The organism is Chryseobacterium sp. OV279, from assembly GCF_900128945.1.
In the GTDB taxonomy this organism is placed as follows: Bacteria; Bacteroidota; Bacteroidia; order Flavobacteriales; family Weeksellaceae; genus Chryseobacterium.
Map to the genome: position 1 here is coordinate 97,070 of NZ_FQUD01000001.1, position 24,651 is coordinate 121,720.

Genomic DNA, 24,651 nt, shown 5'->3' on the forward strand with positions numbered 1-24,651 from the left:
GTTGTGTATTCATAAATTTATATAATACTGCTTATTTCCCGGTATAATATTTTTTCTCCGTCCGAAAGGATAAAGTCAGCTTTCTTTTTTGAATACTGCCTTTTCGGGGAGTTGTATTCCATTTGAATGGTGAGCGTTGCTTTGTACTGCTCAGTTTTGTGTTGATATTTTTTATCGATTTCTTCTTTTATATCAGTTGGAATGCTTATTTCTGAAGTGAAATAAGCATCAAAACCATAATCTCTCTGCTCAGCTAAAATAGTTCCGGTACATTCCACATCTCCGATTCCTTTGATGCTCCAGATAAAAGTTTCATGTGTTTTTCCGCCGTTGTCTACATAAGATGGGGCAAAAAAGAGAAGATTCCAGAATGGTTCTTTCAGTTTATTCTTGTAAAAGAGAGATTCATCCTCCAAAGCACTCAGGTATTGATTTCTGAATACATCTGCATTCTGATATTTTTCCTGGATCCCGGCCGTTCTCTGTTTCCAGTTTTCTACTATTTTATGATGGTTTGAAGCACTGATAAAAACACCTTTTTCATCCACTTTTACTTCGACAGGATAAGAACTCTGTTCCAGCTCATTGAGAATTTCCATAAAACTGTTTTCAGACGGCAGGGGAGCGTCTTCTATTTTTTCTATCAGCCAGTTTTTGGTTTGATCCTCGTTTTCCGTTTCCAGGATATTGAGTTTACAGGAAGAGTGGAAGCCCTTTTTTTCTCCAAACTGTACTTCAAGCGAGTTTTCCACATGATAAACATGTGTTCCTGAATATTTCTGAAAAGGTTTTACCCGGTTTTCTTCCATGCTTTTTTATTTTTTGCAGCTATTGGCGAGAATTTCTTCTGGCTGGCTGTACAGGTATATTTTTTCTGTTGCACCACCATCGCATTTACTTACATAATAATTAGCGATGTAATCTTCCTGATAATGTGATATTTCCTCACTTAACAATCCACCTGAATTTTCCTTATGTGTAATAAAATAAGAGGTGTTGTCCGTCTTTTTATAAAATACAAAATTGAGTGATGCCGTATTTTTTTCTTTCAGAGATGTATTGTTTTGAAGCTTCTTTTTGACATATTGTATGATTTCTTTTTTCAATATTTTGTCTGTAGGTTCCGGATGGTCTATCAATACATAGTATGAAATCTTCACAGAATCTTTATAATAGCTGTTGATAAAGGTCATGTGATCCAGAGAAATAAATTCATTCTTTTTCTGATCGCAACTCATGATCGATAAAAGAAGAAAACACAGGATAAAAATTTTTATGGATTGTAAATACTTCATGCTTTTGTTTAATGGTTATAAATAGGCCTGTTAATCGTTGATGGACTTACTTAATCAATATTCTCCCGGCCTTCTGCGGCCCATATTTCTAAGATGGTCTTCTCTTTCTTTTTCTGCTCTTCTTTTACCCTGTCGCTCTGCTTTCCCGATAGAAATACTTTCTTTAAATGTTTTTTCAAATTCTACTTTCGTAATGAATGGTTTATATCCTCTAATGTGCTGCAGGATAAACCAATATCTGAATCCAAGCAAATAATAGTATTTCTTTTCTATATCAGGCATATCCAGACCAAAATGGTCATATAATGTAACTTTGTAAGTAGCATCATAGCTTCCGTTGCCGGACTTGGTGAATTTTGTAAGCTTTACTTCGTACGCCCACGTATCATTCATACATATCGTAAGTCCTCCTAAAAATGTATCTTTTAATGTTGAAAACTGTGGATGTCCCCAACCCCGGTTTCCAAATTTTCCAATTTCATTATCTGTAAAATGGATTTCATCGTCTTCAATGGAAGAAATATTTCCGCGGCTTTTCTTAATTCGTTCGGCAATTTCATCTTCCATGCTGATACAGAATCTTTTGCTTGAAGGATGATCCTGTACATTCTTTGTCAAAACAGGATTGGTATATTCGCCGCCTTCATTTCTTTTAAATTTTTCGATCATGTCCAGTGCAACGGTTTCCAGTTCTCCCACTGAAAAAAGATCGGTAACCATACGTTTAAAGCCGGTCCATAATTCTTCGTCCGTTTTATCCCTGATCTCAGCTTTGATCCAGATGCCTTTGCTTTCCACATCCTGCAAGGTATATCTTGATGGATATTGATTGGATACTCCTAAGCCGTAGCATAAATCATCAGCCAGGTTGACGCCCTGCCTGTCTTTTCCTTTAACCTTAAACCTGTCGATATAAACGGGAAGGGGATTGTCTATCTTAACTTCCACACTTACTTTATCGATAGGAGTTTTAAAATAGGCATAGGCACGCATATCATAGCATGGCAGCTTCACCTGTATCGTCTGTGTACTCCCTTCAATAGATGAATAATCAAAAAAGAAAGGAATCGGAATTCCGTTGATTTTCAGCTGCCATAGAAGTTTTTTGTACTCATTTTTAGCTGCAGATCTATTGAATGTTGCTTTGAACCAACGCTTTTCTCCTTCTTTAGGCTTGCTTATTTTTCCACCGTTGTCGTCAAATGGACCTTCAACTTCCGTTACCAGCAAAGTATTGTCCTTTTTAGCTTCGTACTCGTCCAGTTTCTTGCCACCGTTTTTACCATAAAAGGTATTTTCCTGAGGTGATTTAAAATCCAATGCACCTTTGGAAGCATCTTTCATGATCTGTTCTGCTTCTTTATAAGATTTGCCAAAGACATTTCGTATGATATTTCCGCCTTCCATAGATGTTTTATAAAAATTTACATAGATTATTAATGTGCATCTCCTTCGTTTTATAAATAATATGCAAAAAACTCTCTGAAGACTGAGTATACATCTCTGGCTTCAAAATACTTGGGACTGGAGCTGGTTACATTATTAAAATGATGTTTTTTAAATAATTTTTTAACACGTGTTTGATGGTAATACTGAGAAACTGAGACAATGCTTTTGTATTGTAAGCTGTCAGCTGTTTTTATAGTATGAACTACTGTTTTCTCTGTATTATCGCCATAATTGTCTGTGATGATCTTTTCAGGAGGAATTTTATTTTCCACCAAATATTTTTGCATTTCGTTTCCTTCCCAATATCCTTCTTTACCAAAGCCACCACTTACTAAAACTTCTTTTACCCGATGATTCCTGTACAGTTCAATTGCTTTATCCAGTCTGGCTTTCAATCTGGGGGACAGGGTTCCATCTTTATTCACTGTGTTTCCGAATACAACCGCTAAATCAGCATTTTTCTTTGTGTCCGTTAGCCCATCTGTAATGATGTAAACAGAATGAATCACAAACCATGCTGCTCCCAATATAAAAAGATACCTGAAAATTTTTTTAATCATATTACCTATCGATATTCTACTGCATTTTGACCTGTTTGCCACTGTTGATATTGACTTCTTTAGCACTTTCTACATTGATAGCGTCTTTTGTACTGATGTAAGAACCAGCTTCCATATTTTCAGTGATATTCTTTGCTCTGGAACTTCTGCCAGCCTCCGCCGTTTCTATAATATTGCTTGCTGTAAGATTGTAATCGTCATTTGCGGTTTCAGTGATATCTTCACCCGCCATGATATTGACATTTCTCTGCGCGGAAGCGATAATATTACGACCTGCATTGATCTGTACATTTTCTCCGGCGGTAAAAGTCATATTTTTCGGAGCATTCACTGTAATATTTCCCTTACCATCCATCAAATAGGTATTTCCGCTTGGGTCTTCAATGAAAATACTGCCTTCCTGGTCATTAAAGATAATTTTATTTCCACTTCTGGTCTGAATGGATTTAATGTGATTATTCAATCCACCTCCTAAAGCGACCTGACCATGGAACATTCCACCCATGGCAAAAGGAAAATCGGGGTGATGGTACTCAAAACCTACCATAACCTGATCTCCAACTTCAGGAATAGCTACGAAACCTCTGTTTTGTGTGATGGCATCTGTTCCTCCTGCGTCAGGGCTCATCATTCTTATAAAATGAGTCGTGTCGGGATTTCGCTGCCAGTCAAACTGTACCTGAATACGTCCCTGATTCATAGGATCTGTATTGGAAATTACAGTGGCTACCTGTGGTTCTGCGTTGGGAGTTATAAAATCAGGTTTAGGCATAAAACCTGTTCCTTCAGCCACAGCTTCGAAACTTCCGGTGTAATATCCTCTGGCATTCACTTCATGAATCACCTCTGTAACGGTTATTCTCGTAAAATAAGAAGTCTGGTTGGTATCCGGTTTACGCATTTCAATATCTGCCGTACATCCGGGATAAAGAAATGGCACTGTTGTATTCCCTGAAACGGTAAAAACCTCTACCGCTGCACTTCCTGCTGCACTTTTCTGTGAATCATCCACATCCATAAACATATTAGCGTTGACGGGTGCAGGCGAGAGTGAGCGGGTTTTGAATATGTTGTTATTTAATTCATAGGCTTTCGATGGAATTTCTCCCTGGTGCCTGATATTATGTTCAGAGCCTGCCATTTTAGTATGGCTGCTGCTGTTATATCCAAAGAATTCAGGTTTGGTATGTACTGCTTTCAGCTCTACCTGAACATCGCTTACGTTGCTGCCGTAAATGAGACGGACCGGCTTCTCGGATGGCGGAAGTTTTCCGAAGTGGAGAATTTCACCATCATAATAAAACTGTTCACCGTAAGCTTCTGCTGTTCTTGCAAGAAAATTATAATGGGTTTCGTTGTACTGAGAGCTATAGTTGATGTAACTTTTATTCTGAGTATCAACCCTGAAATCAAATTTTGAAGAACCTAAAGCTTCTTTAATGATCTTGTCTGCGATGATTCCAGTATTAACCGCCTGTGTCCCCCCGAAACTTTGGGTATGAGGAGCAGAGTCCATCAGAATGGTAGGGCTTTCGCCTTTCAGAACAATATTACCCAGACTCATTTTTTCCTGACTGAACGCGGCTTTGGTGATAACGCCCACAAAAGTTCTTTCTGGGCTTTCGTTTTCGTAATCTTTATATTTAAAAACTACTGTGATTCTTTTTCCTAAGAACTGGCGGGCTTCTTCGAGATTATGATTCTGTGTGGCGCCCAAAGAGTCATGGGCGAGAATAAGTTCGAAATAATGGTGCCGCCTTGCGCTTTGCTGTAAGCGGAAATGTTTAAAATGATTGACAGATTTTCCTTCAATCACAATATCCAGTTTTACCACACGGTTGATCCCGGGAATTTGATTTACAGATATTTTATCTGCATTGCCGGGAGCCTTGTATTGATCAGGACGGAATGAAAAATTGCTGCTTTCTTCCATGATTAGTATTTTTTGATGTAAACTTAAAGCCGGAAAATATAAATCCTAAACCACCTATACCTTCATCTTTAGCCGTAAAGGATAAGTATAGTCAAAAAAGACAGAACAGCACCCCTTTTGCCGGGACTACCATTCTGTCTGTTGTTTCTTTTAATGTAGGAAATTACATTCTTAAGATGAAGGCCATTCTCCTTTATAAGAAGAAGTTCCAAGATCGATTTGTTCTGCGCTGATCACAAAGCTGATGTACATACTGTTATCATCTACCGCATCGAAATCTACTTCGTGCTGGATCACATATCCGTTCTCCCACTTCAAAGTAGTCAGTGTTCCTTCTTCGTGAGATTTGTTGAATGTTACTTCTCCGGTTGTAGGCTTGTACTTTCCGTTAAGAAGGCTTTCCAGAACGTCTGATTTTTCAGTAGCTTCTACTGTAATTTTGATCAGTGCGTTGGAAGGATCTGATGCTACTCTTCCTGATACGTCTGTAGAACGGGATACACTGTAGTTAAGTTTTAATAACTTCTGTCCTTCACCGCCGTTGAATTTTAAAATTCCTCTTGAATTTCTTTCTGCCATGATAAGTAAATTTTAATTGTTAATATTGTGTGGTTTGTTATGTTATGTCACCAAAAATAGAAGTAATTATATTATCACAAAAAAGTTTTTGAAGAAATTTTAAAAAGTGTCGTAATTCTGCGACTAACAACTGTTAGGTAAATTGTTTATTGAGAATCAGTTGTTTATAGGTTTCAATGTTAAGTATTTATGAACTTCCGATAGGGAGGGAGATTGGAGGGGTTCCGGAATGGAATGGGGTTATATTTAACAGAAATTCAAATTTCTGAAGATTGAGAAATAAAAAAACTGCCCCGAAATGAGGCAGTTTACAATTTGTATATAAAATAATCTTAGTGATTATCATATTTTCTATCCATTACAAAATCCTCCATGAATTTTGTAGTATAGTTTCCAGCAAGATAATCTTCATTATCCATAAGCTGTCTGTGGAAAGGAATGGTAGTTTTCACACCCTCAATATAGAATTCTTCCAGTGCACGTCTCATTTTAGCAATAGCTTCCTCACGGGTTTGAGCCGTAGTGATAAGCTTAGCGATCATTGAGTCATAGTTGGAAGGAATAGTATATCCTGAATAAACGTGAGTATCTACTCTGATTCCGTGTCCGCCAGGAATGTTTAATCCTGTGATTTTCCCCGGAGATGGTCTGAAGTCTGCATAAGGATCCTCAGCATTGATTCTACATTCGATTGAATGAAGTTTCGGGTAATAATTGATTCCTGAAATAGGAGTTCCTGCAGCAAGAAGGATCTGCTCTCTGATCAGGTCATAATCAATTACCTGCTCAGTGATAGGGTGCTCTACCTGGATTCTTGTATTCATTTCCATGAAATAGAAATTTCTGTGCTTGTCTACAAGGAATTCGATAGTACCTACGCCTTCATATCCAATGAATTCAGCAGCTTTTACAGCGGCAGCACCCATTTGCTCACGAAGCTCGTCTGTCATGAAAGGAGAAGGTGTTTCTTCAGTCAGTTTCTGGTTTCTTCTCTGTACAGAACAGTCTCTTTCAGAAAGGTGACATGCTTTTCCGTACTGGTCACCAGCCACCTGAATCTCAATGTGTCTAGGCTCTTCAATCAGTTTTTCCATGTACATACCTCCGTTTCCGAAGGCTGCCACAGCTTCCTGAATAGCAGATTCCCAGTGATCTTTAAGGTCTTCAGCTTTCCATACTGCTCTCATCCCTTTTCCACCACCACCAGCGGTAGCTTTGATCATTACCGGATATCCTGTTTCTTCAGCTACTTTTACAGCATGCTCATAAGAGTCGATTAGTCCGTCTGAACCAGGTACACAAGGTACTCCGGCAGCTTTCATCGTCGCTTTGGCATTGGCTTTATCACCCATTTTTTCAATCTGCTCAGGAGAAGCACCAATGAACTTGATGTTATTTTTCTGGCAGATTCCTGAGAAATTAGCATTTTCAGAAAGGAATCCGTAACCCGGGTGGATAGCGTCAGCATTGGTAATCTCTGCTGCTGCAATAATATTAGGGATTTTAAGGTATGAGTCTTTGCTCATAGGAGGACCGATACATACGGCTTCGTCAGCAAATCTTACGTGAAGACTGTCTTTGTCAGCTGTAGAGTATACCGCAACGGTTTTGATCCCCATTTCTTTACAAGTACGTAGAATACGCATTGCAATTTCGCCACGATTGGCTATTAATATTTTTTTGAACATCTTCTTCAATTTGAAAATTAGATAATTTGAAAATTAGATAATGTTATTTTGAATGCAGAATTGAGTCTAACATCTAATGTCTAACATCTAACCTCTAAATTAAGATGGATCTACTAAGAATAAAGGCTGATCGTATTCTACCGGAGTAGCATCGTCTACTAAAATCTTCACGATTTTTCCGCTGATCTCAGAATCGATCTGGTTGAATAACTTCATTGCTTCAATGACACAAACTACTTTTCCTACGGATACTTCGTCACCTACATTTACGAATACATCTTTATCCGGAGATGGTTTTCTGTAGAAAGTACCGATCATTGGAGATTTGATCACTACATATTTACTGTCATCAGATGCTGCTTCCGCTTTTTCAGCCGGTGCTGCTGCTGGAGCTGCTGTCTGAACTGGAGCCGCTGCCTGAGGAGCTGTGTGGTATACCGCTGGCTGTGCATAAACCGCATCGCTACCAGCTAATGGAGTTTTAATAGTGATCTCGAAATCTTTAGTTTTGTATTTAACTTCTGAAACTTCAGCCTTAGATACAAACTTGATAAGATTTTGTATGTCTTTAATGTCCATAAATTTGATATTTGATTTTGGGTCAAAGATACCAAAAAAACATAAAAAACAACAAAAAACCGCCCGATTTTATCAAAATCGGGCGGTTTTTGTATTAAAATGAGGCTTTTTCAGTGAAAAGCGACTCTTAGTTTTCTTCTGTAGTTGCTACTTCTTTTTCCAATACTACTTTACCTCTGTAGTAAAGTTTTCCTTCATGCCAGTGAGCTCTGTGGTAAAGGTGAAGTTCACCAGTTGTTGCATCTTTCGCTAATTGAGGAACTACTGCTTTATAATGAGTTCTTCTCTTATCTCTTCTTGTGGACGACTGTCTTCTCTTAGGATGTGCCATTTTGAATAACTTTTTTAATTGATGAGCGATGAGATTCATCATCTCATCATATTTAAATTATTTTATTTAATTATTGTCTTTTAACTTTCTCAGCGCTTCCCATCTCGGGTCGCTCTCATGTTCTTCCTCTTCAGGCTCTTCAATATCTTTCGGACTGAACCTGTTTAGGATTTCAAGATCTTCATCGCTTACATTCGGTGAAACTTTTTTCATCGGTATAGAAAGCTGTACATTTTCGTAGATCAGTTGTGCCACGTTAAAGGCATGATCTGAGGCTGGAATAGTAATGACATCTTCATTGCTGTCGTCATATTCTTCACCAAAATGCACCAAAATTCCAATCTCGTTTTCAATAGGATGGTCGAATTCTTCATTCGTGAGATCACAAATGAGTTCTACTGTCCCGTCTACTTTGATCTCAAATTCTAAAAAGGTAGTGTGCTTCTCAAGGAAGACATCGGCTACTATTTTAGGATTTGTAAATTCCTGTTCAGTGTCAAATAATTGAAAGAACGATTGATCTATCTCAAATTTGAACACGTGCTTACCGTTTTTGAGTCCGGAAAAGCTTACGTCATAGTTTCTTAACTTGTCCATAAAATGAGTGTGCAAAAATATGCAATTTTTTTATAATAACAAATAAAATCCATAACAAATTAATTTAAAATTTGTTTTAACGAATTATCCTTCATTTTCATCAGGAAGATCTTCATCTACTCCATTGTCTACAACCATTTTCCTTGGCTGCATACGATTGGTCATCAGATCGTTATATTCGCTTCTGTTCTTAAATATTTTAATAGCAGTGAAGATTGCTTCTGTAAAACTCTGCTCATCTGCGATGTTTTTTCCTGCAATATCATACGCCACTCCATGGTCCGGAGAGGTCCTGATAAAAGGAAGTCCGGCCGTGTAATTCACGCCTTCCTCGTAGGCTAAAGTTTTGAACGGTGCCAGTCCCTGATCGTGGTACATGGCTAAAACCGCATCGAAATTTCTGTACTTATTCGGCTGAAAAAAGCTGTCTGCAGGATAAGGCCCGAAAGCCAGTATTCCGTTATCAGAAAGTTCTTTGATGGCCGGTTCTATAATTTCGATCTCTTCTTTTCCGATCACGCCCCCGTCTCCCGCATGTGGGTTCAATCCCAATACGGCAATCTTTGGTTTCTGTACGCAGAAATCTTCGATCAAGGTCTGATTTAAAGCTCTGATCTGTTTTTTTATTTTTTCTTTGGAAATATTTTCTGCTACGCTGGCAATTGGAATATGATGGGTAGAAACCGCTACTTTCAGATCTTCTGTAACTAAGAACATCAGTCCTTTTTTACTGAATTTTTCTTCAAAATAGCCTGTGTGTCCGGCATGTTTAAAGCCCATTTTCACCATTTCATCTTTGTTGATAGGTGCTGTAACCAGTACATCAATGTCGCCTTTCATTAAGGCTTCAGTAGCCAGTTCCAGAGATTCAATGGCCATTTTGGTGGATTCTTCAGTGGGAACACCCAATTCTACATTCACATTATCCTTGGTCAGGTTCACCATATTCAGTTTTCCCGGCTGAGCCTGCGATGCTTCATTCACGTAGTTGAAATTCAGATTCAGCTTGAAAATATTTTTCTGGAAGGTAAATAACTTTCCCGAGCCAAAAATCACCGGAGTGAAAAAATCCGTAATGGTTTTGTCTGTCAGGGACTTCATGATGATCTCCGGACCGATGCCGTTAAAATCACCTATTGAAATTCCTACTCGTACTTTATGGTTTTTTGGGCTCATTTTGATTATCTTTGAAGATTATAATTTACAAATTTAGCAAAAAATAATATGTTCACAGGAATTATTGAAGCAGTTGGCGTTATTGAAAAGATTGAAGAAAAAGGAAGCAACATAGATTTCACCCTAACATGTCCTTTTACAAGCGAATTAAAAATAGACCAGAGTCTGGCTCATAACGGGTGTTGCCTTACCGTTGTTGAGATTAAAGATGATCAATATGTGGTAACGGCCATCAATGAAACACTGGAAAAGACCAATCTTGGAAAATGGAATGTAGGTACAGTCGTAAACCTTGAGCGATGCATGAAGATGGATGGAAGACTGGACGGGCATATTGTACAGGGTCATGTAGATAAAACCGGTGAAGTAGCAGGAATCGAAAATAAAGACGGAAGCTATTTTATTACCATTAAATATGAAGATAACGGAAGTTTTGTAACGGTTCCTCAGGGTTCTATTACAGTAAACGGAATCAGTTTGACGGTGGCAAAAAGTGAAGATACTCAGTTTTCTGTGGCCATTATTCCGTATACTTGGGAGTTTACCAATATGCAGCATCTTAAAATCGGAGATCAGGTTAATTTAGAATTTGACATCATTGGTAAGTATATTGCTAGGTTAATTAAAAAGTAGGATGCCGATAAGTAAATACAAAGGATACAGTTTAAGGAACCGGGTGTTTTTCGGATTCCTTCTCGTTTGTTTTTTAAGTGTTGTGGCTACATCGCTCGTTCCCTATTTTGTCTTAAGGAATAATTCTCTGCAGCAAAGCAATATTGATATGCAGGAGAAGACGAATGCCGTGATGAGATACCTTGACTATGCCGTAAGCCGTACTCTCGTGGAGACGGAAGACCTGCCGATGGTATTGGGGAACAAGATTTTTGAGATAGCAGATATCAACCAGCACGATATTGTAATCTATGATCTGAAAGGGAATTACCTTCTTTCCAATAAAGACGAAAGCCTTATTGATCAGAAAACGATTCCGATTCATATTGTGAATAAGATTCTGTCTACCGATTCAAGAGTGGATATCAAAGGATATGATAAGAAAAAAGATGCAGGACGCACTTCTTCTTATCTCCTGTTAAAAAACAATGAACTGGAACCTATAGGAATTGTCTATATTCCTTTGTATCATAATGAATCTGCCTATCTGGATGTTCTTCACCAGTATATCAAATACATTTTACTGGTAGATATTTTCCTTATCCTTTTCAGTATCTGGATAAGCTGGGTAACATCGAACAGTTTAGCGAAAAATATTACTAAATTTTCTGATATGATCACCCGTATTACATTGTTTGAAAATGAAATGCGTCCGATCAGATATTATAAAAATGATGAGCTTAATGCGCTGGCAAGAGCTTATAACAGGATGATTCTTCAGATTCAGGATCAGAAAGAAAGATTGCGTTTCAAAGCATCTGAAGAAGCCTGGAGAGAGATGGCAAAACAGGTGGCTCATGAGGTGAAAAATCCTCTTACGCCTATGAAACTTACCATCCAGAATTTTGAAAGAAAATTTGATCCGGAAGATCCGAATATCAGAGAAAGAGTAAAGCAGATGAGCAAAACAATGGTAGATCAGATCGACCTGATTGCTACTGTGGCTTCAGCGTTCTCAGAATTTGCCAAACTTCCTGAAAAAAATAATGAAGTCATTAATCTGAATACCGAAGTGGAAGATATTCTGCGTGTGTTCAATGATGACAGCATCTTTATGCATTCCAATAAAGGGAATATTATGATCAATATGGACCGGATTTACCTTTCCAGGATCATCACGAACCTTGTCACCAATGCTAAGCAGGCTCAAAGTGATGAACGTAAGCTGATCATCAATGTAGATGTGGAACAGCACCAGAGAAGGGTTATGATCTCTGTACAGGACAATGGAATAGGGATTCCTGAAAATATGTACGAAAGAATATTTGAACCTAATTTTACTTCTAAAAACAGCGGAATGGGACTTGGTCTCTCGATGGTCAGAAAGATGATTGAGGATTATAAAGGAGAAATCGCAGTGAAATCTGAAGTAGGGAAGGGATCTACATTTACCATTACACTGCCTACGAATTTATAGTGAAGCCTTTTACCTTTAAATATTTCGAAATTCAACAGTCAAAAAATGTCTTCCGTGTAGGAACAGACGGAGTATTGCTGGGTGTTTTGGCTGATGTGGAAAATGCATCGGAAGTTTTAGAAATAGGAACAGGAACCGGCCTGATTTCGTTAATGCTTGCTCAAAGAAATACAAAGGCAAGCTTTCTTGGCCTGGATATTAATGAAGATGCCGTTTTACTTACCAGAACTAATTTTGAGCATTCTCCTTTTCGTTCAAGGCTGAAAAATATTCATCAGGACCTTAAGACCTTTGAGACTGAAAAGAAGTTTGATCTGATTGTTTCAAATCCTCCTTATTTTGAAGAATCCGGCTCGGATAAAGACAAAATTGCCCGCCAGACCGTAGAGTTGAATTTCCAACAGCTTATTGTAGCTTCAGTAAAATTTTTGGACGATCAGGGTATTTTGTCGGTTATTATTCCTGCTGAAGCCGGAGATGACTTTATTAAAACAGCTTTAGAAAATCAATTGTTTTTGAAGCGTAGAATCAATATCAAAGGAATAGAAAATTCCAAAACGAAAAGATTAGTTCTTGAGTTTTCACTGGCAGAAATGCAGGTCCAAGAGTCTGATTTTGTGATAGAAAAAAGTCCGAGACAATACTCGGACCTATATCTTGAACTCACTAAGGAGTTTCATGTCTTTGGTAAATAGAAGTTAGTAGTTAGAGATTAGAAGTTAGTGGTGACTGCTTAGTCTTTATCTGAATTCCTTAATTTCTCAATCTCTTAATTTTTATTCAAATAACTCAGCTGTATCCAGTACAGAAACTTTTCCGTCTTCACATCTGATCGCTTCACCAGGGAAGTTTTGGATCATATGGTAATCATGCGTTGCCATTACTACAGCGGCTCCGTTTTCAAGGGCTACCTGCTTCAGAAGGGTCATGATTTCGTTGGATGTTTCAGGGTCAAGGTTTCCGGTAGGCTCATCGGCAAGGATAAGGTCAGGGTGATTCAGTAAAGCTCTGGCAATGGCTATACGCTGTTGCTCACCACCTGAAAGTTCATGTGGCATTTTGTGCTTTTTGCTCTTCATATTCACGCTTCCCAAAACTTCGTTGATGCGGTCTTCCATTTTTACTTTATCATTCCATCCTGTAGCTTCAAGAACGAATTTTAAGTTTTTCTCAACCGTTCTGTCTGAAAGCAGTTGGAAATCCTGGAATACGATTCCCAGTTTTCTTCTTAAGTTGGGGATATCTGAAGGTTTCAGCTTGGCCAGTTCAAAACCTACCACAGCACCATGTCCGGATGCCAAAGGAATGTGTCCGTAAAGCGTCTTTAATAGGGAACTTTTTCCGGAACCGGTCTTTCCGATAAGGTAGCAGAATCTGCCTTTTTTTATGTTAAGATTAACATCAGAAAGGACAGTGAAATTTTTTTGCGCAATCTTTGCGTTCTGTAAGCTTATAATATTATCTCCGGAGATATTTGTATGCGGCATAATTCAATTTTATGGTGCTATTTCTAAAATATTTTTTCACATCTTAAAAATAGAAAAAAGAAGCTTAAAAAACCTAAACTTTAGGAAATTTTAACAACAAAAAATGCCTGAAAAACTTCTTTTCAAGCATGATTTGTATATGATATCCGAGATATTATCTCTTAGCGCGCGCAGCACTAACAGTTAAACTCTTTCTGCCTTTAGCTCTTCTTGCTGCCAAAACTCTTCTACCGTTTGGCGTAGACATTCTTTCTCTGAAACCGTGTTTGTTTCTTTTCTTTCTTTCTGATGGCTGGAATGTTCTTTTACTCATTACTATATATTTAAATCGTAATTAATCTATTAATTTTCAGGTTGCAAAGATATAGAAATTTTTAAAAGTTACAAATTTTCATCATCTTTTTTTGGAAATTATTTGAAATGTTTTTGATCCTTTATTCATAAACCCCGAGATAGAAAAGAAATCAGGCTACAGAAATTACATTGAGATGATTTATTTAAAAGCTCTATCTTTGGAAACTCAAATTTAAAGAAAAATAAGCACACGATGTTTACACCAATAGAACTTTTAGATATCAATACATTACTTACGCCTGAAAGCAAGATCGTTATCCTTACTCATTACAATCCGGACGGAGATGCTATCGGTTCCAGTTTGGGACTGAAGCATTATTTAAGAGCAAAAGGGATTCCTGCAGAAGTAATTGTACCGAATGATTTTCCGAAATTTCTGAAATGGATGCCGGAATCTAAAAAGGTGATCATTGGTGAATACAAAAGAAAATATGCATTTGACCTGATCAGTGGGGCAGATGTGATCTTCTGCCTTGATTTTAATGCACCTTCAAGGATTGGTATATTAGGAGAATGGCTGACGAAGGCGAGAGCTAAGAAAATCCTTATCGATCACCACCAACAGCCTGAGGAATTTGATTTTGTTTATTCTGATACTGTAATTCCTGCAACTTCCCAGATGATCTACCATTTTATTGAAGCTATGGGGGATGAAGCATTAGTGAATCAGGATATGGCAGAGTGTCTTTATACAGGGATTATGACCGATACCGGTGGTTTCCGTTTCCGTTCTACGAGTGCAACTACGCATAGAATTATTGCTAATTTAATTGAGAAAGGAGCTGATCCTTCCATAATCACTTCAAATACATGGGATACGAATACGGTTTCCCGTCTTCATCTTCTGGCTCTTGTACTGGGAAGAATAGAAGTGGTGAATGATGGTAAAGTTGCCGTTTTATCACTAACCAGAAACGAGCTTAAGGAATATGGCTTCCAGAAAGGAGATACAGAAGGTTTCGTGAATTACGGACTGAGTATTGCCGGAGTGAAAATGGCTGCTTTCTTTATGGAAGATCTTTATGATGATTTTATCAAAATTTCTTTCAGAAGTAAGGATGATGTAGATGTAAACCAGTTCTCCAGAAAGTACTTTAACGGAGGCGGACATATCAATGCGGCAGGTGGAAAATCTTTAGGCTCACTTGAAAATACGATTGTAGATTTTAAACGTTTTATTGAAAATGCGTAATTAATTTCATAAAGTTCTGTTGAATAGTTTGTTTTATTTATAGATTTATTGTACTTTAGGCAGTGAATTAATGAAAAACCAAATTATTTTATGAAAACAAAATTACTCACGTTTTTGTTTGCATTGCCTGTTCTGGCCAGTGCACAATTTTCTCAAAACTTTGATGCAGGTACTACCACTCCTGCGGGATGGAGTGTCATTAACGGAGGAGATGCCAACGGTTTCATTTTTGGACCTGGTGCTCCGCGAAGTGTGTATTCATTGCCGAATGCAGCGCAGATCAACTACAGTGCTACTGCTCATGATGATTATTTAGTAACTCCTGCTATTACCGTAGTAGCTGGTGTTAACGACAGGATTACCTACTTCGTAAAGAACCAGGATCCTAATTACGTGGAAAGTTACGCGGTTAAATTATCTACGACAACTGCTACTGCAGCTGCTTTTACAACGGTACTTACACCTGTAGCACCGGCTCCTAATAAATGGACCTTCTTTTCTGTAGATCTTTCTGCTTATGTAGGACAAACGGTGTACGTAGGTTTTCAGGCTACTTCTCCAGATATGTTCAGATTGTTGTTTGATAGTATAGGCAGCGATACTGCACCTACAGTAGTTCCTAATTGTGTGGCTGCTTTAACTGCGCCAGCTAATGGGGCAACAGGAGTGAACCCAAATGCTGCAACATTAACCTGGACTGCACCAACCGGAGGAGCAAAAGTTGACAGCTATGACTTGTACCTGGATACCAACCCGAATCCAACCACTCTGGTAGCGAGCAATTATTTGTTTGCTGATTTTACAACCTTGCAAGGAAACGCTACTTACTATTGGAAGGTAGTTGCTAAGAATGCAGCAGGTGTGGCGGTAGGATGTCAGACTTCAAGTTTCACGACTGGTGATTCATTTGCACCATATTGTTTCGGAAACCTTCTGTTTACTGATGGTGTAGAGCCTATTACCTCTGTTCAGCTGAGAAATATGACGAATACTTCTTCAGAGATATTAACCAGCCCAACCCATGAAAATTTCATTAATAAAAATGTATCCGTGGAGCAGGGTGGAACGTATCCTATCACTTTCAAAGGAAATACGGATGGAAACAATTCAAACAGATTTATAGTCTATGTAGACTGGAATCAGGATGGAGATTTCGTAGATACGGGAGAAGTGTTTTTCGGAACAGCAGCAACTATAGTATCACTAGTGAACTCCACAGGTATTGATACGAAAACTGCAACCGGAAATATTGTGGTTCCTGCAACAGCAACATTAGGAAAAACAAGAATGAGAGTGAAAAAGACTTATGGATCCACAGCTTATCTAAGCCCATGTTATTCTTCCGGTACAACGCTTGCTGCCACTACGGGAACAGCGGCTTACGGACAGGCTGAAGATTACAGCATCACCATCGTTCCTGCCGGATCATTAGCAGTTAATGAAACGAATGCTAAAGCAAAATTATCCGTATATCCGAATCCAATGAAAGATGTTTTAAACATTTCAGCGGCGGACAGAAAAGTAACGGAAGTATCGTTCTATTCTGCTGAAGGTAGACTGGTAAAAACTGTGAAGGACAATGTTTCTGTAGTTCCTACGAATGATCTGAACTCAGGAATGTATGTTGTAAAAGTGAAAACAGCAGATTCAGAACAGACCTTTAAAGTGATTAAAGAATAATACTTTTAATAATAATATAATCAGAGGCTCTCAATTTGGGAGCCTTTTTTATATCCTTTTTCTTCCAATTCCTGACATGTGTATTCATAAACTTCCTGAAACATAATGTCCAGGTTTTTCTTACTGAATAAACTGAACTTTGTCATTTTAGGAGGATCTAAAAAAATATCACAGGACTTGACTTTAGAATAAACCGATTTGGCGATGGCTAAATGGAGAATTCTGTCAAACTCTTTCATCAGGCTCATCTTTTTCAGTTCGTCATAGCTTATGGAATTGACGTGGGAAGCAATTAAAAAATCACATTTGTCAATAATCGGTTCAATGGGAAGGTTGTCGAGAACGCCACCATCCACATATATTTTTTCACCAATTCTTACGGGGGGCAGAATAAATGGAACGCTTGATGAAGCCAAGAGAGGTCCGAAAAGTTCTCCTTCAGAAAAAAAGTCCACAATGCCATGCGTCATTTCGGTGGCTGTAACGTAAACAGGGATTTTCAGGATCTTAAAGTCATTCTCGGGAAAATGATCATTAAAAAGTTTTAAAATGAAATTTGAGCTGAAAATGCCATTTTTAGAGAGTTTTAGATAGGACCTTGAGAAGAAGGTGGTATTTCTTACGATATCCATCATCTCGTCCGGTGATTTTCCAAAAGAGTAAAAAGCCCCGACAATAGAGCCCGCGCTGGTTCCTGAAATGATTTGTGGTTTCAGATTGTATTCTTCCAGTGCTTTCAGTACCGCGATATGGGCGATTCCACGCATTCCTCCACCGGAAAGCGTAAGACCGATGATCGGCGGTTTCTTTTTTTTGAACGAGAATAAACCCATTGAGATAATTATCCCCACTAATATACAAGAAATTTTGATATGCAGAGGCTAAGACTGCAGGTGTAGGCTGTCTACAAGACTAGTTTTTTTGGAAGATTATGCAGAAGCTCTGTGTTGATGATTTCTGCACAGATACCCGGTTTTTCCCAGTGTCCGTTGTGTCCGCAGTCCAGGATATAGGATTTTATATTGGTTCTGTCCGGAAGATGTTTGATCATCATATCTGTTTTTACGGCATTGTCATGTTTTCCTGCTAAAACCAGGATTTTGGCTTCAAGATTTTCCACGATGTGCTTCTTGTCCGTTCTTTCCACCATGCCTTTTACACAGGCAAGAGCTCCCATATTGTTGGTAGAAAGGGCAGTGGCAAGGGCAATTTCAATTTTCCCTTCCAGAATGTCTCTTTCATTGGGATTGAAAAGATTCGGAATGCCGGCTTTGGCGTAATGGGTAAAAGCATCTTTGATGATTCTGTAACTTTTGATCCGCTGCTGTTTTTTCTCCTCATCATCAGCAAAATAGGTGGAGAAGAATAACGTAAGGCTTTTAAGGGATTCAGGATATTTTTCTGCGAAGGCCAGTGAGGTATAGCCACCCATGGAATGCCCCAGCAAATGTACTTTACTTAGTTTTTCATGGTCTAAAACTTTTTTCACTTCATCAGCCATCAGTTCCATGGTGTGAACTTCTGCCAGGATATCAGACTGGCCATGACCGGGAAGGTCTATTTTCAACAGTGAAAAATGATCGGAAAGATGAGGTTCCATATCACTCCAGATAGAAAGGTTTTCCATAAAGCCGTGAAGCAGCACCAAAGTTTCTTTCCCGTTTCCTTTTCTTTCAAAATTCAGCATGATCTTAAATTTTATAACAGTTAAAAATAGTTCAGCAGACAATATGACTTTCTGAAACCATTTGTATCTTCAAATGTAAATAAAAAAAGAGCATTCTAAAAATGCTCTCTGTCTTATTGTGTTAATTCAGTATAAACTTTCTTTTCCCAAGGCTTTATGTCAGTGATGCCGTATCTTTCTTTTTTAGAGATCGCGATATTGTCGAGAATATCTACAAAGTTTTTATAGTTGGCTTCATCTGTTGGTTTTACAATCACTGTGAAATTTTCCTGTGCCGGAGCATTTTTGTACGCTTCAGAAATAATCTTAGAGATTTTTACCCCACTAAAGTCTGTTTCTTTCAAATTTCCGGAATTAAGATCTTTCTCGTTGCTCTGGTGATAAAATACCCGGTTGTCTTTTCCTAAAATAAAGGTGACCTGATTTTTGTCTTTAATTACTTTATCATTAATAACGGAGGGGTCTTTTGCAGGTAGTCCCAGATCCATTACATTAGGTTTTGTAAAATTGGTAGTGAACATAAAGAAGGTGATCAGTAGGAATCCCAGATCTACCATTGGGGTCATATCCACGCGGATTAATTTTTTCTTTTGCTTGCCGCCCTGCTTTTCTTGTGCAATTACTTCAGCCATAATTCATAATTTTAAATGTTAAACGGTACTTGATGAAGCGTCTAGAATTCATCGTGATTTGCAGGAATCGATTCAAAGTCTGTGCCTAAATTTCTTAAATGATATAAAAAATCGAAAATCAATTATAATTTAACATTAAATACATTGATGAATGTTTGAATTCATAATATTTTATGATACTTTATAGCTTTGTTTATTATTTATTGATGATTAGTTTATCTGATAAAACGATTTTTCCCTGATGCTGAACCTGAATTAGATACACGCCATTAGTAAATTGAGAAACTGGGATGCTGATCTTTTTCTCCTTGTATTTTTGGGTGAAAAGATTTCTTCCCGACATATCGGTAATATGCACAACCGTTTCTGCAGGAAGATGATCCAGATGAATAATATCTTTTGCCGGATTAGGATAGATAATGGGCTTATTAATAAGTTGAGTTTCTCCAGTGTTTAATTGAGTGGAGCTTAATTTGACGATCCAGGCATCACTGTTTCCGTGGTAACCCGTAATGTTTCCGTCTGCAGAAAAAATCATACCTGCGATTATATATCCGCCATCAGCTGTCTGCTGAATGGAATAGGCTTCATCAAAATCACTTCCACCCAATGGTTTCTGCCATTGTATGTTTCCTGCCGCATCTAATTTGACGATCCAGCAATCGAAACTTCCATGATTTCCTGTAATATGACCGTCTAAAGAACCAGTTGCCCCGGCGACGATATATCCTCCGTCTGAAGTTTGTTGGGTAGAATAGGGGTGATCTTCACCGCTGCCCCCAAAATATCTTTGCCATAATGTATTTCCATTAGAATCTAATTTTGCCACACAATAATTAGATGTTCCAAACATTAGCGGTATTTCAGAGTTTGTAGAATTAGACATGCCGGCAACAATATATCCTCCATCTGATGTTTGCTGGATAGACTGTGCAGTATCAGCAAGATTACCTATCAATGATTTCTCCCATTGTATCGTTCCTGAGGCATCTAATTTTACGATCCAAAAATCTCCGTTTCCATAATTTATACTCATGTCTCCATTAGTAGAACTACCTGTACCTGCTATAATATATCCTCCGTCAGAAGTTTGTTGGATTGAATTTGCTCCTTCATAAGAGGTTCCACCCAGTGACTTCTGCCATTGCATAGTTCCTGAGGCGTCTAATTTTATAATCCAGTAATCGGAAATTCCATGATTTCCTATAACATCTCCGTTGGTAGAATAAGATTCACCGGCAACGATATAACCGCCGTCGGTAGTTTGCCGGACACAATTGGCCATATCCTGATTACTTCCGCCTAATGATTTTTGCCATTGCAGAGTTCCTGAAGCATCTAATTTCACGATCCAGTAATCAAAATTTCCATGATTTCCTGTCACATCTCCGTCGTTAGAATTAGACTCTCCCGCAATAATATATCCTCCGTCAGAGGTTTGCTGAATAAAATTGGCGCTGTCATTAGAACTTCCGCCCAGTGATTTTTGCCATTGTATACTTCCCGATGCATCCAGTTTTACAATCCAGTAATCAGAATCTCCATGATTTCCCGTCACATCTCCGTCGGTAGAATTAGACTCCCCGGCAACGATATAACCTCCATCAGAAGTTTGCTGTACAGATTTTGCTATATCTCCGGCACTTCCTCCCAATGATTTCTGCCACTGTATAGCAGGTGCGGTTTGTGCCTGGAGAACGGAATATATGATAAGAAAAAGTAAAGCAGTAAATTTAAAATATTTCATATATGATTGTAATTGAGTGACTCAGGGTGTAATTTAATAAAAAAAAAGAATTGTTCTTAAATCAATTAGTAAGTGTTGATATTCTTCTAGTAAGTGTAAGAAAAAAGCCTTACCAAAATAAATTGATAAGGCTTTATGATATTTAGATTAATCTTACTTCGTTGTTTTATAATAATTAACTCCGCATTCTAAGAATTTTTTAAAATCCTGTTTCGGCATATATCCGGAAACCGGTGTATTGATTACTTTTCCGTCCGGTGTGATCAGAACGTAGTGCGGCTGGGAATTGTTGTTGAAATTTACCTGCTGGAATAAGCTCCATCGGTCACCAATCGTTTTTACCTTTTTGATCTGTCCGTCACCAAGATCGATTTTGGTTTTCTGATCTTCCGGAAGCTCTTCCTTGTCATCTACATATAAGGAAGCCAGTACCACATCATTCTGAAGGATCGGTAAGATATCCGGCTCGCTCCAGACGAATTCCTCCATCTTTCTGCAGTTTTCACAGCCGTAGCCTGTAAAGTCGATGAGGATTGGTTTGTTTTCCTTTTTAGCAAGTTCAATGGCTTTAAAGAAATCATGTTCAGGATGCATTCCGAGGATACCGTCTTTTTCATCATGGAAATAGCTTACGTTCAACGGAGGCAAAATACCGCTTAACAGTTGAAGTTTTGGACGCTCAGAAGGAATTAATCCCTGGATCAGATAAATCACAAAACCAACTCCCAATGCTCCCAATATCTTTCTCGTAATAGAAATCTTAGGTTTTTTATCATCGTGCGGGAATCTTATAATTCCGAATAAGTATAAGGCCAGCCCTAATGCAACAACGATCCATATAGCAATGAAAAGTTCTCTTTTCAACAGGAATGTCTTAGATACCAGGTCAGCTTTAGATAAGAATTTTAAAGCTAAAGCCAGTTCTACAAATCCAAGAACCACTTTTACGGTATTCATCCATCCTCCTGATTTTGGAAGACTCTTTAAAGCTTGCGGGAATAAAGCCAGCAAACCGAATACGATAGCCCATGCCAGTCCAAACCCTGCCAAAGCAAAGGTAAGCAGCATCGGAACATTGGAAGATCCTGTTACCGCACTTCCTAATAAACCGCCAAGAATAGGACCGGTACAAGAGAAAGAAACAATAACCAGTGTTAATGCCATGAAGAAAATACCCACAAGTCCGCCAGCCTCTTCAGCTTTTGAAGATTTGTTGGCGATAGAACTTGGCAGCGTAATGTCATAGTATCCGAAGAAACTTCCTGCAAAGAAAATGAATATGATAAAGAAGGCGATATTCAGCCAGACACTGGTAGAAATTTCATTGAAAATATTCCCTGCAATTCCATCAATCAGGTGGAATGGAACACTTAATAATACGAAGATTAAAAGAATGAAAAATCCATAGATCAGTGCATCTCTTTTACCTTTTGCTTTGTTGCTGCTTCCTTTTGTAAAGAAAGAAACCGTAAGCGGAATCATCGGGAAAACACATGGAGTCAGTAAGGCAATTAAACCTCCTGCAAATCCTAAGAATAAATAAGTCCAGTAGTTTTCGTCAACTTTCGTAGAAGCAGTTCCACAATCCGTTAAAGGCTTCTGGAAATCAATGGTCGCTATTTTTAGCTGCTTAGGATCTAATTGTGAAGTTTGGGTCACCGTTACTTCTCCTTTTGCAGGCGTTGCAACGACAGTTTCTATTGTTTTTGCTGAATCTTTTGTGGCTTCTGTTTTTTCCTCTGCGGTTTCTTCAACAGCTCCTTTCGGGGTTACTTTTTGATTGAATTCTAAAGTATTCGGCGCAAGACACACTCTGTCATCACACGTCTGATACGTAATTTCAGAAGTCACATCACCCGGTTTTGTAGGGTCTTTTAATTTAAATTTCTGTTTGAAACCGGCCGAGTTGGAATAAAAAACAATTGTTCCGCCAAAAGCTTCCGAAAATTCCTCATGCTTTTTACCGACCTCAGTAAACTTTCCGATCAGCTCAATATTCTTCCCTGAAACTTTATATTCAGTAGGAATTCCCGTATCTTCAGGAAGGTCTTTGGAATAAATATGCCAGCCGCTTTCCATCGTAGCGTTCAGAACAGCTTCATATTGATTGTTCCCCAAATCGTTGATGGTGAACTTAAATTTTACAGGATTCTTGATCTGTGCATTAATTCCTGCCGCTAAAAAGAGCAGCACTACTAAAAACCAGTTTCTAAATTTCATTTTTTCTTTTCATTAAAAATTTTGAGAATACTTTTCGTTTTCTCATCCTTTGCGTATCGTCTGTCCTGCCTTAGTGGTATGATTCCGAGCACGGAATTATTACCATCACACAGGAGCCAAATTTTTTGCCTCGCTAAAATAGATAATTTTTCGTCCCTAAAAAATTTAGAAACTTTCTTTTTTCCTGAAAAGCCGACCGGATAAAATTCGTCGCCATCCTGTTGTTTTCTTAAACGCAGTGGAAATTGTAGTTTCCCGGCATCGAAATCCCATTCAAAACAATTATTGATTCCATCAATAGTGTCAATCATGTTTTCAAGGTTGATGCTGTTCAGTTTTCCAGAAAAATCAAAACTTTCGATCAAATGGAGATCGTCTTTTGTTTCAGCCTTCTTATTTTTATCTACGAGAATTAATTCATTCCGGTTGATAATTAATTGATACTCTTTTGAAAAAAAAGAGCTTCCGTTTTCTGCCGTAAATATTTTTGGAATTTCTTCCTCCTGATTGAATCCATATTTCTTTAAGATCTCAAACTGGACGAAACTGCTTTCCTGATGCAGCTTTTCTTTTGATAAGATTTTATGCTCAGGGTTAAATACCGTAAGTTTATTTTCAATTTCTTCCATCTGTTTCAGCACAAAATTTTTGGTTTGATTCAGATACAAAGAGCTTCTTTGGAAGTTTTCCAGAAAGTGGTCATTCGTTTCTAAAAGCAGAGGAACTATTTCATTTCTGATCTTATTTCTAAGATAGTCACTCTTTTTATTGGAAAGGTCTTCCCGGAAATCAATCCCGTTTTCTTCAGCATATTCATAAATTTCTTTTTTTGAAAAATTAAGAAGCGGGCGGAGCGTATGATTGCTGTCTGCAGGAATTCCACTCAGTCCGTCAATTCCTGAAGCTTTGGAAAGATTAATGATAAAAGTCTCCAGCTGATCGTTCAGATGATGGGCAGTCACCAGAAATTCCAGCTCTTCCTGATTCTGAATTTCCCTGAAAAAACGGTAACGAAGTTCTCTTGCCCAAAGCTGAATAGAATTTTCCGGTTTTTTATCTTTTTCCGAAACCTCGTACAGGTGAAACGGAATATGATTTTTCTCACAAAAATCCTGAACTGTTTTCTGATCCAGATCCGAATCTTCACCACGGAGTTTGTAATTGATATGGGCAATCTGGTAAACAAGCCCTAAACCCTGAAATAGAGAGGCCAGAACCATAGAGTCGGCACCGCCGCTCACGGCCAGAAGATAGCGGTGATTTTCCGGATTTCGGACAAGGTTTTCAAGCTGGTTTTTAAAACTGATTTTTTCCAAAACGTTTGCTGAGAATTTCGTTCGTACAAAGATAATGCATATAGTTCAATTGAATTTTCC

The 24,651-nt window shown here is 38.2% G+C and carries 24 protein-coding genes; 5 read left to right on the forward strand and 19 right to left on the reverse strand.

Translation table 11 applies throughout. The features are described 5' to 3' along the window. Positions 1-17 precede the first annotated feature (17 nt). The 11 genes from BUA72_RS00370 to pdxA form a co-directional block, all read right to left on the reverse strand. Positions 18-809: a hypothetical protein gene (locus tag BUA72_RS00370; protein ID WP_072921274.1), complete on the reverse strand. Its 792-nt coding sequence runs from the start codon at positions 807-809 to the stop codon at positions 18-20. Positions 810-815: 6 nt separating this feature from the next. Next, positions 816-1,295 carry a hypothetical protein gene (locus BUA72_RS00375; protein WP_139259459.1) on the reverse strand — a complete coding sequence of 160 codons (480 nt, stop codon included), beginning with the start codon at positions 1,293-1,295 and terminating at the stop codon, positions 816-818. A 54-nt stretch (positions 1,296-1,349) separates the two neighbouring features. Next, positions 1,350-2,702 (reverse strand): DUF3289 family protein, encoded by a 1,353-nt coding sequence (locus tag BUA72_RS00380; RefSeq protein ID WP_072921278.1) that lies wholly within the window; start codon positions 2,700-2,702, stop codon positions 1,350-1,352. 50 nt (positions 2,703-2,752) lie between these two features. Further along, positions 2,753-3,304, reverse strand: coding sequence for a YdcF family protein (locus tag BUA72_RS00385; protein WP_072921280.1), 552 nt, complete (start codon positions 3,302-3,304; stop codon positions 2,753-2,755). 16 nt (positions 3,305-3,320) lie between these two features. Next, positions 3,321-5,237, reverse strand: a complete 1,917-nt coding sequence (locus tag BUA72_RS00390) for a type VI secretion system Vgr family protein (RefSeq protein ID WP_047452976.1) — start codon at positions 5,235-5,237, stop codon at positions 3,321-3,323. A 171-nt stretch (positions 5,238-5,408) separates the two neighbouring features. Then, the gene (gene tssD / locus BUA72_RS00395; RefSeq protein WP_047452973.1) at positions 5,409-5,816 is read right to left on the reverse strand and encodes a type VI secretion system tube protein TssD; all 408 of its coding nucleotides are present in this window, start codon (positions 5,814-5,816) and stop codon (positions 5,409-5,411) included. Positions 5,817-6,148: 332 nt separating this feature from the next. Next, positions 6,149-7,504 carry an acetyl-CoA carboxylase biotin carboxylase subunit gene (accC, locus tag BUA72_RS00400; RefSeq protein ID WP_047452970.1) on the reverse strand — a complete coding sequence of 452 codons (1,356 nt, stop codon included), beginning with the start codon at positions 7,502-7,504 and terminating at the stop codon, positions 6,149-6,151. Between the two features lie 99 nt (positions 7,505-7,603). Beyond that, the gene (gene accB / locus BUA72_RS00405) at positions 7,604-8,083 is read right to left on the reverse strand and encodes an acetyl-CoA carboxylase biotin carboxyl carrier protein (protein ID WP_072921282.1); all 480 of its coding nucleotides are present in this window, start codon (positions 8,081-8,083) and stop codon (positions 7,604-7,606) included. Positions 8,084-8,210: 127 nt separating this feature from the next. Continuing rightward, positions 8,211-8,414, reverse strand: coding sequence for a 50S ribosomal protein L32 (gene rpmF, locus BUA72_RS00410; protein WP_007843326.1), 204 nt, complete (start codon positions 8,412-8,414; stop codon positions 8,211-8,213). A gap of 66 nt (positions 8,415-8,480) precedes the next feature. Next, positions 8,481-9,011: a YceD family protein gene (locus tag BUA72_RS00415; protein WP_072921284.1), complete on the reverse strand. Its 531-nt coding sequence runs from the start codon at positions 9,009-9,011 to the stop codon at positions 8,481-8,483. 84 nt (positions 9,012-9,095) lie between these two features. Beyond that, a complete protein-coding gene (gene pdxA / locus BUA72_RS00420) occupies positions 9,096-10,187 on the reverse strand; it encodes a 4-hydroxythreonine-4-phosphate dehydrogenase PdxA (protein WP_072921286.1) in 1,092 nt (363 codons plus the stop codon). Between the two features lie 48 nt (positions 10,188-10,235). Between pdxA and BUA72_RS00425 the strand changes: the two genes are divergently transcribed. Genes BUA72_RS00425 through BUA72_RS00435 form a run of 3 tightly spaced genes read left to right on the forward strand, consistent with a single transcriptional unit; the run spans position 10,236 to position 12,971 of the window. Further along, positions 10,236-10,820, forward strand: a complete 585-nt coding sequence (locus BUA72_RS00425; protein ID WP_072921288.1) for a riboflavin synthase — start codon at positions 10,236-10,238, stop codon at positions 10,818-10,820. Between the two features lies 1 nt (position 10,821). Next, positions 10,822-12,276 carry a sensor histidine kinase gene (locus tag BUA72_RS00430; RefSeq protein WP_034723240.1) on the forward strand — a complete coding sequence of 485 codons (1,455 nt, stop codon included), beginning with the start codon at positions 10,822-10,824 and terminating at the stop codon, positions 12,274-12,276. Next, positions 12,276-12,971: a tRNA1(Val) (adenine(37)-N6)-methyltransferase gene (locus BUA72_RS00435; RefSeq protein ID WP_072921290.1), complete on the forward strand. Its 696-nt coding sequence runs from the start codon at positions 12,276-12,278 to the stop codon at positions 12,969-12,971. Before BUA72_RS00430 ends, BUA72_RS00435 begins: the two co-directional genes overlap by 1 nt. Positions 12,972-13,052: 81 nt before the next feature. Here BUA72_RS00435 and BUA72_RS00440 read toward each other — a convergent pair whose 3' ends face one another. After that, on the reverse strand, positions 13,053-13,763 hold the full coding sequence (locus BUA72_RS00440; RefSeq protein ID WP_047452962.1) for a cell division ATP-binding protein FtsE: 711 nt from the start codon (positions 13,761-13,763) through the stop codon (positions 13,053-13,055). Between the two features lie 154 nt (positions 13,764-13,917). Continuing rightward, positions 13,918-14,076: a 50S ribosomal protein L34 gene (gene rpmH, locus BUA72_RS00445; RefSeq protein ID WP_034701860.1), complete on the reverse strand. Its 159-nt coding sequence runs from the start codon at positions 14,074-14,076 to the stop codon at positions 13,918-13,920. A 234-nt stretch (positions 14,077-14,310) separates the two neighbouring features. Here rpmH and BUA72_RS00450 point away from each other — a divergent pair, with 234 nt between their 5' ends. Together BUA72_RS00450 and BUA72_RS00455 are read left to right on the forward strand one after the other, a co-directional pair. Continuing rightward, on the forward strand, positions 14,311-15,309 hold the full coding sequence (locus BUA72_RS00450) for a DHH family phosphoesterase (RefSeq protein WP_072921292.1): 999 nt from the start codon (positions 14,311-14,313) through the stop codon (positions 15,307-15,309). Positions 15,310-15,441: 132 nt separating this feature from the next. Then, positions 15,442-16,989 carry a choice-of-anchor J domain-containing protein gene (locus tag BUA72_RS00455; RefSeq protein WP_410493293.1) on the forward strand — a complete coding sequence of 516 codons (1,548 nt, stop codon included), beginning with the start codon at positions 15,442-15,444 and terminating at the stop codon, positions 16,987-16,989. Positions 16,990-17,009: 20 nt separating this feature from the next. On the opposite strand, the gene BUA72_RS00460 is transcribed toward BUA72_RS00455, so the two are convergent. The 6 genes from BUA72_RS00460 to tilS all read right to left on the reverse strand — a co-directional run bounded on the left by BUA72_RS00460 (position 17,010) and on the right by tilS (position 24,591). Beyond that, positions 17,010-17,822: a patatin-like phospholipase family protein gene (locus BUA72_RS00460; RefSeq protein ID WP_047452958.1), complete on the reverse strand. Its 813-nt coding sequence runs from the start codon at positions 17,820-17,822 to the stop codon at positions 17,010-17,012. Positions 17,823-17,893: 71 nt separating this feature from the next. Beyond that, positions 17,894-18,676, reverse strand: a complete 783-nt coding sequence (locus BUA72_RS00465; RefSeq protein ID WP_072921294.1) for an alpha/beta fold hydrolase — start codon at positions 18,674-18,676, stop codon at positions 17,894-17,896. 113 nt (positions 18,677-18,789) lie between these two features. Beyond that, a complete protein-coding gene (locus BUA72_RS00470; protein ID WP_072921296.1) occupies positions 18,790-19,308 on the reverse strand; it encodes a biopolymer transporter ExbD in 519 nt (172 codons plus the stop codon). 196 nt (positions 19,309-19,504) lie between these two features. Beyond that, entirely contained in the window at positions 19,505-21,055 is a 1,551-nt protein-coding gene (locus tag BUA72_RS00475; protein ID WP_072921298.1) for a T9SS type A sorting domain-containing protein, read from the reverse strand. A gap of 153 nt (positions 21,056-21,208) precedes the next feature. Further along, on the reverse strand, positions 21,209-23,275 hold the full coding sequence (locus tag BUA72_RS00480) for a protein-disulfide reductase DsbD family protein (protein ID WP_072921300.1): 2,067 nt from the start codon (positions 23,273-23,275) through the stop codon (positions 21,209-21,211). Beyond that, positions 23,272-24,591 (reverse strand): tRNA lysidine(34) synthetase TilS, encoded by a 1,320-nt coding sequence (gene tilS, locus BUA72_RS00485; RefSeq protein WP_072921302.1) that lies wholly within the window; start codon positions 24,589-24,591, stop codon positions 23,272-23,274. The genes BUA72_RS00480 and tilS overlap by 4 nt, the downstream gene beginning before the upstream one ends. Between the last annotated feature and the right edge of the window lie 60 nt (positions 24,592-24,651).